Here is a 13,457-nt window from a genome sequence, read left to right as displayed (position 1 = left end):
GCCTGTCGGCGGGCGGGATACACCTCACTAGGAAGCGGCATCCGCCTTGGGCAGTGCCTCTCCCGTGGCGGCCGAGTGTTCGAGCCAGCCACCGCCCAGCGCCTTGTACAGGGTCACCTGGTTGGTCAGCCGCGCGAGCCGGGCCTGGATCAGACCTTGCTGTGCGCTGTAGAGCGAGCGCTGGGCATCGAGCAGCGTCAGCGCGCTGTCCACACCATTGCGGTAGCGCAGCTCGGCCAGCTGGTAACGTTGGGTTTCGGACTTTACCAGCGCCTCTTGCGCCGCGATCTGCTGCTCCAGCATGGCCCGCGCGGTCAGCGCGTCGGACACTTCGCGGAACGCCGATTGCACCGACTTTTCGTACTGCGCCACCGCGATCTTCTTGCCGGTGGTGGAGACGTCCAGCCCGGCCGCGTTCTTCCCCCAGTCGAAGATGGGCAGGTTGATCTGCGGAATGAAGCTCCAGGCGAGCTGCCCCCCCTTGAACAGATTGCTGAGCTCGCTGCTCGCGGTGCCGTAGCTGCCGGTGAGCGAGATGCTCGGGAAGAATGCCGCGCGCGCCGCGCCGATATCGGCATTCGCCGCCTTCAGCTGGTGCTCGGCCTGGGCGATGTCCGGGCGCCGTTCCAGCAAGTCGGACGGCAGGCCGGCCGGCAGATCCGCCAGCAGGCCCTGGGCATCGAACGCATTGCCTTGCGGCAGGTCGGCCGGCAGCGGCTGGCCCACCAGCAGCACCAGGGCATTCTCGGCCTGGGCGCGTTGCTGCATCAGGCTCGCCAGATTGCTCTTGGCGGTTTGCACCTGGCTGTCGGCGGTGCTCAGGTCGAGGGCGGTGACGGTGCCGACGTCGAAGCGCTTCTTGGTCAGGTCATACGAGCTCTGCTGGGCGGTAAGCGTGTCGGTGACCACCTTCTGCTGCTCGTCCAGCGCACGCAGCGTCAGGTACTGGCTCGCCACTTCCGATACCAGCGAGATTTGCGCCGATTTCTGCGCCTCGCCGCTGGCGAAGTACTGCTCCAGCGCCTCGTTCTTTAGGCTCTGCACGCGCCCGAACAGATCGAGTTCGTACGCGGTGAAGCCGACGGAGGCGCTGTACTTGCCGCTCACGCCGGCGCGTCCGCTGCTCGACAGGTCGGCCGGCAGACGCTGGCGCGTGCCGCTGCCGGTGGCGTCGATCGCCGGGAACAGGTCGGCGCGTTGAATCTGGTACTGCGCGCGCGTCTTTTCGACATTCAGCATCGCCACCCGCAGGTCGCGGTTGTTGGCGAGGGCCAGCTCGATCAACTTTTGCAGCCGTGCATCGGCGAAGAACTCGCGCCAGCCGATGTCCGCGGCATTGCCTTTGGTCGCCTGGGTGGCGGTATCGCCGCCGTAGGCCGGTCCGCTCGGCCATTGCCCGGCCACCGGCGCCGCCGGGCGCTGGTAGGTCGGGGCCAAAGAGCAGCCAGCGAGCAGCGTGGCGGCGAGCAGGGCGGGCAAGGTGTATTTAGTCATGGTGTTTTCCTTCCTGGTCCGCGTTACGCGTTTCAACCGTCACCGGCACCGTCGCAACCGCCGCGTCCTCGTCTTCCATATGGTGCGTGTAGAACTTGCGCTGACGCTCGCTGCCCTTGAAGCGGCTGCGCACGACCACGAAGAACACCGGCACGAAGAAGATGGCGAGGAACGTGGCCGACAGCATGCCGCCGATCACGCCGGTACCGATGGCGTGCTGGCTCGCCGAGCCCGCGCCATTGCTGATCGCCAGCGGCAGCACGCCCAGCACGAAGGCCATCGAGGTCATCAGGATCGGGCGCAGCCGCAGATGAACCGCTTCCAGCGTCGCTTCGATCACGCTCTTGCCCTGTGCCTGCAGGTCCTTGGCGAATTCGATGATCAGAATCGCGTTCTTGGTCGACAGGCCGATCGTGGTCAGCAAGCCTACCTTGAAGAAGACGTCGTTGGGCAGGCCGCGCAGGTGCGCTGCCAGCAGCGCGCCAAACACACCAAGCGGTACCACCAGCATGACCGAGAACGGGATCGACCAGCTTTCGTACAGCGCGGCAAGGCACAAGAACACCACCACCAGCGAGATGGCGAACAGGGCCGGCGCTTGCGAACCGGACAGGCGCTCTTCATAAGACTGGCCGGTCCATTCGATGCCGAAGCCGGCGGGCAGCTTGGCGACGATTTCCTCGATCGCCTGCATCGCCTCGCCGGAGCTCTTGCCCGGCGCCGCGGTGCCGACGATTTCCATCGAGGGCACGCCGTTGTAGCGCTCCAGGCGCGGCGAGCCGTAGCTCCACTTGGCGCTGGCGAAGGCCGAGAACGGCACCATGGTCCCGGAAGCGTTACGCACGAACAGCTTCTCGATGTCCTGCGGCTGCATCCGGTACGGTGCATCGGCCTGCACGATCACCTGCTGCACACGGGTGCCGTTGGTGAAGTCGTTGACGTAGGACGAACCGAAGTTGGTGCTCAGCGTACTGTTGATGTCTGCCAGCGACAGGCCCAGCGAGCTGGCCTTTTCCTGATCGATGGTGACCTGGAACTGCGGTGCATCTTCCATGCCCTGCGGGCGTACGCCCGTCAGGCGCGGATCCTTGGCCGCCATGCCGAGCACCATGTTGCGCGCTTCCATCAGCTTGTCGTGGCCCTGGCCGCTACGGTCCTGCAGCATGAAGTCGAAACCGGTGGCGTTGCCCAGTTCCGGAATCGGCGGCGGGTTGAGCGGGTAGATGATCGAGTCCTTGATCTGCGAGAAGAAGCCGAAGGCCCGTCCGATCACGCCCTGCACGTGGTGCTCGCTGGCCTTACGCTCGTCCCAGTCCTTGAGCGGCGTAAACACCAAACCCAGGTTCTGGCCATTGCCGTTGAAGCCGAAGCCGGCCACAGCGATGGAGTGCGCGGTTTCCGGTTGCTTCAGGTAATACTGCTCCACCTTCTCCAGGATGCCGCGGGTGTTCTCCGCGGTAGCTCCGGTCGGCAACTGAACCATGGTGATCGAGTAGCCCTGGTCTTCTTCCGGCAGGAACGACGACGGCAGACGCGCGAACAGCAGTGCCACCACGCCGATGATGACGAAGTAGAGCAGCATGTAGCGGCCAGTCTTGTGGATGATCTTGGCGACCGCCCCCTGGTACTTGTTGGTGCTGGCCGCAAAGCTGCGGTTGAACCAGCCGAAGAAGCCGCTCTTGGCGTGGTGATGGCCGGCGTCGACCGGTTTCAGCAGGGTCGCGCACAGGGCCGGGGTCAGGGTCAGTGCCAACAGTACCGAGAACACCATCGACGCCACCAGCGACAGCGAGAACTGCCGATAAATGGCCCCCACCGAACCGCCGAAGAACGCCATCGGGATGAATACCGCGGTCAGTACCAGCGAGATGCCGATCAGCGCGTTAGTGATCTGCTCCATCGCCTTGCGCGTCGCCTTGCGCGGCGGCAGGCCTTCCTCGCTCATGATGCGCTCGACGTTTTCCACCACAACGATGGCGTCATCCACCAGCATGCCGATCGCCAGCACCATGCCGAACATGGTCAGCACGTTGATCGAGAAGCCGAACGCCGCCATCGCACCGAGCGTACCGGCCAGTGCGACCGGCACCACAATGGTCGGAATCAGCGTGGCACGGAAGTTCTGCAGGAACAGGTACATCACCAGGAAGACCAGCGCCACGGCTTCGATCAGCGTCTTCACCACCTCTTCGATCGAAATCTTGACGAATTTCGAGGTGTCGTACGGCACGTCGGCCTTCACCCCCGCAGGGAAGTACGGGGACAATGCCTTGACCTTGTCACGTACTGCTTGTGCCGTGGCCAGGGCGTTGGCCGAAGGCGCCAACTTGATGCCGACTGCCGCCGCCGGCTTGCCGTCGACGTAGGCCTTGGTGGTGAAGGTCTGCGCTCCGAGCTCGATGCGAGCCACATCGCGCAGCAGCACACGCGAGCCATCCTTGTTGACGCGCAGCAGGATGTTGCCGAACTGCTCGGGGGTAGACAAACGGCTTTGCGCCCGAATCGTGGCGTTCAGCTGCTGGCCCTTGATGGCAGGCAGACCGCCCAGCTCACCGGCCGACACCTGCACGTTCTGTGCCTTGATGGCGGCGATGATGTCGGAGGTGGTCATCTTGAAGCTGTTAAGCTTGTCCGGGCTCACCCATACGCGCATCGCGTACTCCGAGCCGAACAGATTGGCCTCGCCTACGCCGGTCACCCGGCTCAGCTGGTCGAGCAGGCTGGACGAGATGTAGTTGCCGAGCCCTACCGCATCCACGCTGCCATCCGTCGACGACAGCGTGACGAACATCAGGTAATTGCGGGTCGCCTTGGCAACCTTCACCCCCTGCTGTTGCACCTCGGTCGGCAGGCGCGGCATGGCCAGTTGCAGCTTGTTCTGCACCTGGACCTGGGCGATGTCCGGATTGGTGCCGGGCTGGAAGTAAAGCGTGATGGTGGCCTGGCCGGACGACTGGCTGTTGGACGACATGTACAGCAGGCCGTCGATGCCGTTCATCTGCTGCTCAATCACCGTCGTGACGGAGTTTTGCAGCGTTTCCGCCGAGGCGCCGGCGTAGGTGGCACTCACCGATACCGATGGCGGCGCGATGCTGGGGTACTGTGCCACCGGCAGCTTGACCACCGACAGCCCCCCGATCAGCAGGATCAACAGGGCGATCACCCAGGCGAAGACCGGGCGATCGATAAAGAACTTAGGCATGTTGAGCGGTCTCCGTTATTGACCTTGAACGGCCGAGGCAGGGGCGGAAGAGGTCGCCGCAACCGGTTTCACCGGCGCGCCGGGACGGATTTTCTGCAGGCCCTGCACGATGACCTTGTCACCGGCCTTCAGGCCTTCGGTGACCACCCACTTGTCGCCGACCGCCGTTTCGGCCTTCACGGGTTGCGCCACCACCTTGTTGTCGGCGCCGACCAGCATTACCGAGGCGCTGCCGCCCTGGCCGCGCTGCAGCGCTTGTTGCGGAATGGTCAACGCCGCCTTGTCGACCGCCTGTGCCAGGCGCGCGCGGGCGTACATGCCGGGCAACAGCTCATGCTTCGGGTTCGGGAACTCGGCGCGCAGCGTGACCATGCCGGTACTCTGATCCACCGTCACATCCGAGAACAGCAACTTGCCGGTCAGGGGGTACTCCGTACCGTCTTCCAGGACCAGGCGGACTTTGGCCTGGCCCGGTGCCACGCTCTCCAGCTTGCCGCTGTCGAAAGCGCGGCGCAGGCGCAACATGTCGGAACTCGACTGGGTGAAGTCGAGGTAGATCGGATCGAGTTGCTGCACGGTGGCGAGTAGGGTGGGCTCGTTCTGGCCTACCAGCGCGCCTTCCGTTACCTGGGCCTTGCCGATGCGGCCGGGGATCGGGGATGTCACCGAGGTATAGCCCAGATTGAGCTTGGCGGTCTGCACCGCCGCCTTGCCGGCGGCCACGTCGGCCAGCCCCTGTTTCACGGCCGCGACCGCGTTGTCGTAATCCTGCTTGCTGACTGCATTGACCGCAACCAGCTCCTTGTAGCGGCCCTCTTGCAATTTGGCCTGGGCCAGCGTCGCTTCCGACTTGGCCAGCGACGCTTCGGCGCTCAGCAGGCTTGCCTGGAGGGGGGCCGGGTCGATACGGAACAGCAATTCACCCTGCTTGACGTCGCTGCCTTCGTGGAAAACCTGTTTCAGCACAATGCCGGCTGCACGTGCGCGGACTTCGGATACTCGATAAGGATTCAGTCGGCCCGGAAGCTCGGTCGACAGAGCCAGGCTTTCCTGCTTGACGGTGATGACGCCGACTTCCTGTGGTTGACCCGCGCCGGGGGGCGGCGTCTGCTGCTTCTCGCCGCAGCCGGTCAGGACGGCTACCGCCGCAAGGGTTGCGACTGTGACCAGACGCAATGAGGAGTTTTTATTGATGCGCATGGAACGCTCCCGATACTCAAGTGGGTGATTGGGTATGGCTAAGTCGAAGACCCGAGAGAGACGGCCTATGGGAGACAGCCAGCCTGCTTCTCGTCTGGAAATGCAAATATCCTAATTATGCGATTTTCTGGTGATCCTTACATCTGGACGGCGCATCAACCATGCGAGTGCAGTGGCGGGGAGGCCGCTCTGTCATGGGGCGATGGCCGCAGCCATAAAACACATCACCAGGCTATCAAAACCACACTAATAAAATGGATTACACGGGGTGCTGGGAAATTACCAGGCTGGCTGATAGTATATATACATTCATGAATGTATGTCTATGACGTGTGGGGCGCTATGAACGCCTTGCCAGTTCGGGAGAGGCTTGATGGCCCGCAAAACTAAAGAAGAGTCGCTGGAAACACGCAGTCTGATTCTCGACACGGCCGAGAGGGTTTTCGCCGAGCAGGGGGTGGCATGTACCTCTCTGGCAGATATCGCCACCGCCGCCGGGCTGACACGCGGTGCGATCTATTGGCACTTCAAAAACAAGGTGGACGTGTTCACTGCGATGGTCGACCGGGTGAGCCTGCCGATCGAAACCCTGTTCGCTGACGTGGTGGACAATCCGCAACATCCTGATCCCCTTGGTGAATTGCATGCTGCTTGCCTGAGTATTCTGCAAAGCCTGGTGCGCAACGAACAGCGCCGGCGCGTGTTCGATGTGCTCTATCACAAGTGCGAACTCACCAACGACATGGGGCCGGTGCTGCAGCGCCAACAAGAGTGCCTCGTAGATTGTACCGACCGTATCCGCCGTATCCTGCAGCGGGCGGTTGAGCTGGGCCAGTTGCCGGCCGGGCTCAACATCGCTCGTGCCGACATCATGCTGCATGCCTTGGTCAGCGGTTTGATGGGCAACTGGCTGTTCAGCCCCGAGAGCTTCGACCTGGAAGGCGAGGCCGCAAACCTGCTGGATGGCTACTGTGAAATGCTCAAATCCTGTCCTGCGATGCGCCGTCCCTGAAGTAACGACCCGGCGCGCCTGAACCTGGCATCAACCTCTGGTGACGTCACTCCCGAGAGATGGGTTGAGTGCCGTAAGCGGCAAAAAATACCGTCAGTGCCGAGCGCACATGCTCGGCGATTTCCTGATCGGTCGGTTTTTGCCTGACGCCCCACAAGCACTCATCGGCCAGCTCGGATGTCAGCAGAGCCAGCAAATGCAGGGCGGCACGCCATGGGTCGGCCTGCTTCAGGAGCCCCAATTGCATCTGTTGCTCCAGGTAATGGGCGATTCTGGTTCGGCCAACCTTGGGCCCCTCGTTGTAAAACAGTTGCCCGATATTGGATCGTCCGGCCTCTGTCAGCATCATGCGGCGAATCGCCAGCAGGTCGGGGCTAAGAATTTCCCGCAGAAAGCCGATCGCGAACGTCTCCAGCGTCTCGGCCAACTGTTCCCCTGTCTCCAGCACGGTAAAGACCGGCTGTACCCGCGCGGTACACAAGTCCCGCATGACCTCGCAAAACAGCTCTTCCTTGGACGGAAAGTAGCTATACAGGGTGGCCTTGGAGCCGCCCGCCCGATTGGCGATTTCCGACATGGAGGTGGCGGAGAAGCCCTGCTCCATGAATATCTCGGCGGCCGCATCGATGATGCCTTGCCGCTTTGTCTCGCTTTTCACTCTCACAACATGGTGCCTCAAAATTGAACCAACTAGTTCAGTTTTGCTTGACGGCAGAAATCTGTCAAGTTATAACTGAACCGTACAGTACAGTTTACAAGGAAATCACCGACATGAGCGCTTCATCACCTACGGCTTTGCTGCGACGTGCCATGCCCCTGGCCATCGTGCTCGCCTTGGCCGCCTGCGCCAGCGTGCCGGATCTTGGCCCGTTGCCACAACCCAAATCCCTGGGTGTCAGCCCAAATGCGGGGCAGGTCCAACTCGACGCCAGCTGGTGGCAGCACTACGGTGATGCCCAGTTGAATCAGCTGATCGACGAGGCGCTTCGCAATGCCCCCGATCTGGCTGCAGCCGATGCGCGGGTGCGCAAGGCCATCGGCGCGGCGCAGCAGGCTGGTGCCGCCACGCTGCCTTCGGTGGGGGTGAATGCTTCGTTGAGTCGGATGAAGCAGAGTTACAACAACGGTGTTCCGGCCGCGTTCGTGCCACAGGGGCTCAATAACTCTGTCCGGGCCACGCTGGACCTGAGCTACGAAATCGATTTCTGGGGCAAAAACCGCTCGGCGCTTGCCGCGGCTACCAATGAGCAGGCGGCGGCCGAAGCCGATGCAGCCCAGGCGCGCTTGACCTTGTCGACCGCCATTGCCGCGGCCTATGCCGAACTGGCGCACTTGTACGCCCAACGGGATGCGGCACAGCAGGCCCTCGAGATTCGCACCCAAAGCGCGCAGCTGATCAAGGAGCGGCAACAGCAAGGGCTGGAAACGCTGGGGACGGTGCGTCAGGCGGATTCCCGTTCGGCGTCGGCCAAGGCCGAGCTGCTGGCAATCGAAGAATCCATCGCCTTGCAAGGCCATCAACTGGCCGCCCTGATGGGGGCCGAGCCGGAGCGGGGTGATCGCATCCAGAGGCCGGCAATCAACCTGGCACAGAACATCACTATTCCCGCGCAACTTCACGCCGATCTGCTCGGGCGCCGCCCGGACCTCACCGCCGCGCGGCTGCGTGCCGAGGCGGCGGCCAAACGGATCGATCAATCGCGGGCCGAGTTCTACCCGAATCTCAACCTGTCGGCTTACGTCGGGGCGCAATCCTTGGGGCTGGGCTTGTTCACCAAGGCCGGCTCCGGCATTGCCGGTTTCGGTCCGGCCATCAGCTTGCCCATCTTCCGGGGTGGCCAGCTGCAAGGCCAGTACCGCGTCACCCGTGCCCAGTATGACGAAGCCGTCGCCAATTACGACCAGACCCTCAATCGAGCATTGCAGGATGTCGCCGATGCCTTGAGCAGCCAGGCGGCACTCGATGGCCGGTTGTCGGCACAGCAGGAGTCGCTGGCGGCGGCCGAGGATGCCTTGCGCATCGCTCGTAACCGCTATCAGGGTGGTCTGGCTACCTATCTGGACGTATTGACTGCCGAAGACAGCGTGGTTGCCAGCCGCCGCTCGCTGAGTGATCTGCAGACCCGCCGTCTGAGTCTCGATGTCGCTCTGATCCGCGCCCTTGGTGGCGGTTATCGCGCGGCATGACAACCGACACCAATTCAATAAGCCAAGGAATTCATCATGTCTGAAACGTTGACTGCCACCGCGCCGCTTCCTCAAATCGACAATGCGGCCAAGCGCAAGAAACTGTTCCTCGCCCTGGGCGGTGCGGTAGCGCTGTCCGCTGCGGCCTATGGTGCCTACTGGACGCTGGTCGCCTCGCATCACGTCACAACCGACAATGCCTATGTCGCCGCCGAAATCGCCCAGGTGACGCCGTCCATCAGCGCCAACGTCCGCGCCGTCAAGGTGGTGGACACCCAGGCGGTAAAACGGGGCGATGTCCTGGTCGAGCTGGACGACACCGATGCTCGACTGGCCCTGGAGCAGGCCGAGGCCGAACTGGCGCGGGCCGAGCGTAAGGTCAAAGGCTATCTGGCCAGCGACGACGGCCTGCAGGCCCAGGTCAGTGCCCGCGATGCCGAGCTGCTGCGCGCCAAGGCGCAGTTGAGCTCCGCGCAAAGTGATCTGGAGCGGGCCAAGATCGACCTGGAGCGTCGTCAGGCACTGGCGAAATCCGGCTCGGTATCGGGTGAAGAGCTGACGCATGCCAAGACGGCTTACGACACCGCCAAATCTGCCCTGGAGGCAGCCAAGGCCGCGCTGGCTCAGGCGGGGGCCAACAAGCTGGCGGCCCAGGGCTCGCTCAAGGCCAATCAGACGTTGACCGCGAACACCACCGTCGATACCAATCCCGAAGTCGCCCTGGCCCGCGCCAAGCGTAATCAGGCACGCGTGGATCTGGAGCGCACCGTCATTCGTGCCCCGATTGACGGCGTGGTAGCCAAGCGTCAGGTGCAGGTGGGACAGCGCATCCAGTCCGGTGCGCAGTTGATGTCGGTGGTTCCGCTGCAGCAGGTGCACGTGGATGCCAACTTCAAAGAGGTGCAGTTGGAGAAGGTACGGGTCGGCCAACCGGTCACGTTGCATTCGGACATCTACGGCTCCGACGTGGTGTACCACGGTAAGGTGGTGGGTTTCTCCGGCGGTTCGGGCTCGGCGTTCTCGCTGATTCCGGCCCAGAACGCCACCGGCAACTGGATCAAGGTGGTGCAGCGCCTGCCGCTGCGCATCGAGCTCGATCCGGCCGAGCTGAAGGTTCATCCGTTGCAGGTCGGTCTGTCCATGACTGCCACCGTCGATACGGCCAGCAATCTCTAAAGGGGTCTTGTCATGAGTGCTCACGTCGTTGCTGCACAGACCAAGCCGCTCGAAGGCGGGGCGCTGTGGCTGGCTGCATTGATGCTGGCAGCCGCCAATTTCCTGGTGGTGCTCGACACTACTATCGCCAATGTGTCGGTGCCCAATATTGCTGGCGGATTGGCCGTGTCAGCCAGCCAGGGTACCTATGTCATCACCTCGTACGCCGTGGCGGAGGCCATCATCGTTCCTTTGACGGGCTGGCTGGCCGCCCGCTTCGGCACGGTGCGCCTGTTCGTCGTCTCGATGCTGCTGTTCGGGCTGTTTTCGGTGCTGTGCGGCTTTGCCAACTCGATCGAGCTGCTGGTGTTGTTCCGCGTATTGCAGGGTTTGGCCGGTGGTCCGTTGATGCCGATGTCCCAGACCTTGCTGCAGCAGATTTTCCCGAAAGAGAAAGCCGGTGCCGCCATTGGTCTGTGGAGTATGACCACGCTGGTGGCACCCATCATGGGGCCGATTCTGGGAGGCTATCTCTGTGACCAGGTGGGGTGGTCGTGGATCTTCTTCATCAATGCGCCGCTCGCGATTACATGCAGTTACTTTGGCTGGCAGATGCTCAAGCGCTTTGAGGGCAAGCTGATCAAGCTGCCCGTAGACGCGGTCGGGTTGGCTCTGCTCATTGCCTGGGTGGCGGCCTTGCAGTTGATGCTGGACGAAGGGAAAAATCTGGACTGGTTTTCGTCTCCAGAGATCGTGATCCTGGCGATCATCGCTGTCATCGGCTTTGCTGCCTTCATGATCTGGGAAATGACGGCCAGCAACCCTATCGTCAATCTGCGCGTGTTCCGCCATCGTGGTTACTGGGCCAGCGTGCTGACCATTTCGCTTGCCTTCGGCTCGTTCTTTGGTGCGACGGTCCTGACGCCGCAATGGCTGCAGAGCTATATGGGCTACACCGCCACCCAGGCCGGTTACGCTACCGCTATGAGCGGCATCCTGGCGGTGATCGCCGCGCCGATCGCGGCACAAATGTCGACCAAGATGGACCCGCGGCCGCTGGTGTTCTTCGGCGTGATGTGGCTTGGCGGTGTGACGCTGTTCCGTAGCTTCGGCACCTCCGATATGGGTTTCTGGCAGGTGGCCTTGCCCTTGCTGTTCCAGGGAGTCGGCATGCCTTTCTTCTTCGTTCCGCTCACAGGCCTGGCCATGGCGAGTGTGGAAACCGAGGAGATGGCTTCCGCCGCCGGTCTGATGAGTTTCTTGCGGACGTTATCCGGCGCTTTTGCGACGTCGTTGGTGACGACCTCCTGGGAGGACAAGGCCTCCTACAATCGAGCCGAGTTGTCCGGCTTCGTCGATTCGACCGGTCAGGTGCTGCAGGGGCTGACCCAGAGTGGCATGAGCGCCGAAACCGCCAGGGGCATGATCGATCAGCTGGTGCAGTCGCAAAGCATCATGCTCTCGACCAACCAGATTTTCTGGCTGAGCGGGCTGTCGTTCGTGATTGCGGCGTGTGCGATCTGGCTGGCACCGCGCCCGACCAAGGTGGCGGATACCAGCAACGTTCATTAGTAACGTTGTCTGTTGGGTGGCAGAGGCCGTCCGTGTTCAAGAAAGGTCTTGAGCGTGTCCAAGGCAAAAGACCTTTCTTGCTCTCGCATTGATAGATTCTAAACGACGCTGGTGGGACGCCCGTCCTGCCGTACAAGCCCTGCCGTTTCTGGTGTGTCCTGCGCCATCGCTTCTCACTATTTCCTCTTCCGATTGCGTGCTCGACAGTGGCCTGTGCGTCATTTTGGCTCGGCCATTCGACCTGGCTGTTCTCATCCTTAGCACGACAAATTCCTGCATTGATTTACCTGCTTGCACCGGTGCACTGGGCTGTTTGGCATGGTTACCTTGAAATTTAATGTACATTACGTATAACATGTAATAAATACTACAATATAAAAATATGCAATGATTATTTACATAATCGTTGCTATATAATGCTGGGGTAACAAAACCGGGGGGCGGGATGAGCGGGCGGGAATTGAAGGGGCTGCCGACCTCATGTGAGGTGGCGGCGCTACTCCAGCAGGAGGGGCTTTCTTTCGTGTTGGGGAGTCGTTCGCTGCAACTTGATCCGGCATGCCAGATCAACGCGGCCAATGACCTCGAGGCGATTGAATGCTGGCTTGCGACAATAGATAACCCCAATACGCATCGTGCCTACAGGAAAGAGGCGTATCGGCTGGCCTTGTGGTCGATCAGTTTTCAGCAAAAACCGGTTTCAGGTTTGCGGGTGGAAGACTTGCATCGTTACTTCGATTGGCTGGCCGGGCCGGAGCGCCATCCGGAATGGCCGGCGCATTGGCGCTTGATCAATGGTCCGCTGAAGGAATCGAGCCGGCGGCAAGCCAAAATCATTCTGCAGGCGTTATTCGACTATCTGGTCAACGCTTCCTATCTGGCGGCCAACCCTTTCCGCTTGCTCGGCAAAAACCAGCGCGGCCGCGAGACCGTGGCGCCGGCAGGTTTCGACGAAGAGGGGCAGGTTGCGATCAATCGCTGGATCGAGCCGGGTTTGTGGGGGTGGCTGGTTGATTTTCTCGATGCCTTGCCGGTATCGACGGCGACCCGCCGGGCTCGGGTTGAACGCTTGCGCTTCCTTTTGGAGTGGCTGTACCGGACTGCGGCACGACGGAGCGAGCTGGCCGGCGCGCGCATGGGACATATCCATCGAACGCAGGGGCTATGGCTGTGGCGGGTGATGGGTAAAGGGGGGCGGGTAGTCGATGTGCCGCTGGACCGCCAGGCGATCGACGCTCTGGTGCGGTATCGGCGGTTCCGCGGCTTACCTGATTACCCGCAGCGGGGAGAGGGAGGCGTGCCGCTGGTGTCCGCATTGGACGGCGTCGGGGCGATCCAGGGACTGCAGATCTATAGCGCCTTGAAGTGGTTCTTTCGAATGGCCGAGCCTGCGGCGCGCTCGCTCGATGTTCAATGGGGCGAAGCCCTGAAGGCAGCTTCGACGCACTGGATTCGTCATTCGCTGGCGTCGCATGCGGCACGGGCCGGCGTGCCGATCCACTTGACGGCGGAGCGTTTGCGGCACAAGTCGCATGCCACGACCCAGCGTTACTACATTCATTCCAGCTTGAAAGAGCAGGTCGAGGCGTTCGATCGCGATTTGCTGCGACGCGATGGGGATGATTGACGTAGCGC

General features: G+C 62.1%; 9 protein-coding genes. 5 read left to right on the top strand and 4 right to left on the bottom strand.

Translation table 11 applies throughout. The annotated features are described in order from the left end of the window. Positions 1–27: 27 nt before the first annotated feature. From adeC to FURADRAFT_RS03995, 3 genes are read right to left on the bottom strand one after another with little or no spacing between them, the layout of a single operon-like run. Positions 28–1,494 carry an AdeC/AdeK/OprM family multidrug efflux complex outer membrane factor gene (gene adeC / locus FURADRAFT_RS04005; protein ID WP_008952831.1) on the bottom strand — a complete coding sequence of 489 codons (1,467 nt, stop codon included), beginning with the start codon at positions 1,492–1,494 and terminating at the stop codon, positions 28–30. Further along, positions 1,487–4,696 carry an efflux RND transporter permease subunit gene (locus FURADRAFT_RS04000; protein WP_008952830.1) on the bottom strand — a complete coding sequence of 1,070 codons (3,210 nt, stop codon included), beginning with the start codon at positions 4,694–4,696 and terminating at the stop codon, positions 1,487–1,489. The genes adeC and FURADRAFT_RS04000 overlap by 8 nt, the downstream gene beginning before the upstream one ends. 15 nt (positions 4,697–4,711) lie before the next feature. After that, entirely contained in the window at positions 4,712–5,896 is a 1,185-nt protein-coding gene (locus tag FURADRAFT_RS03995) for an efflux RND transporter periplasmic adaptor subunit (protein ID WP_008952829.1), read from the bottom strand. A gap of 373 nt (positions 5,897–6,269) precedes the next feature. Between FURADRAFT_RS03995 and FURADRAFT_RS03990 the strand changes: the two genes are divergently transcribed. Beyond that, positions 6,270–6,908: a TetR family transcriptional regulator gene (locus tag FURADRAFT_RS03990; RefSeq protein WP_008952828.1), complete on the top strand. Its 639-nt coding sequence runs from the start codon at positions 6,270–6,272 to the stop codon at positions 6,906–6,908. Positions 6,909–6,954: 46 nt separating this feature from the next. On the opposite strand, the gene FURADRAFT_RS03985 is transcribed toward FURADRAFT_RS03990, so the two are convergent. Continuing rightward, complete coding sequence (locus FURADRAFT_RS03985) at positions 6,955–7,566, bottom strand: TetR/AcrR family transcriptional regulator (protein WP_236261527.1); 612 nt, start codon at positions 7,564–7,566, stop codon at positions 6,955–6,957. A gap of 47 nt (positions 7,567–7,613) precedes the next feature. Between FURADRAFT_RS03985 and FURADRAFT_RS03980 the strand changes: the two genes are divergently transcribed. The 4 genes from FURADRAFT_RS03980 to FURADRAFT_RS03965 all read left to right on the top strand — a co-directional run bounded on the left by FURADRAFT_RS03980 (position 7,614) and on the right by FURADRAFT_RS03965 (position 13,449). Continuing rightward, entirely contained in the window at positions 7,614–9,095 is a 1,482-nt protein-coding gene (locus FURADRAFT_RS03980) for an efflux transporter outer membrane subunit (RefSeq protein ID WP_236261526.1), read from the top strand. A gap of 36 nt (positions 9,096–9,131) precedes the next feature. Further along, a complete protein-coding gene (locus tag FURADRAFT_RS03975) occupies positions 9,132–10,271 on the top strand; it encodes an HlyD family secretion protein (protein WP_008952825.1) in 1,140 nt (379 codons plus the stop codon). Positions 10,272–10,352: 81 nt separating this feature from the next. Further along, a complete protein-coding gene (locus tag FURADRAFT_RS03970) occupies positions 10,353–11,822 on the top strand; it encodes a DHA2 family efflux MFS transporter permease subunit (RefSeq protein WP_328269337.1) in 1,470 nt (489 codons plus the stop codon). A gap of 445 nt (positions 11,823–12,267) precedes the next feature. Continuing rightward, a complete protein-coding gene (locus FURADRAFT_RS03965) occupies positions 12,268–13,449 on the top strand; it encodes a tyrosine-type recombinase/integrase (RefSeq protein ID WP_008952823.1) in 1,182 nt (393 codons plus the stop codon). The last annotated feature ends 8 nt before the right edge of the window (positions 13,450–13,457 follow it).

The organism is Pseudogulbenkiania ferrooxidans 2002, assembly GCF_000174355.1.
Lineage (GTDB): Bacteria > Pseudomonadota > Gammaproteobacteria > Burkholderiales > Chromobacteriaceae > Pseudogulbenkiania > Pseudogulbenkiania ferrooxidans.
Note: the sequence above shows the minus strand (reverse complement) of the source record. Positions and strands in the feature narration are given on the sequence as shown.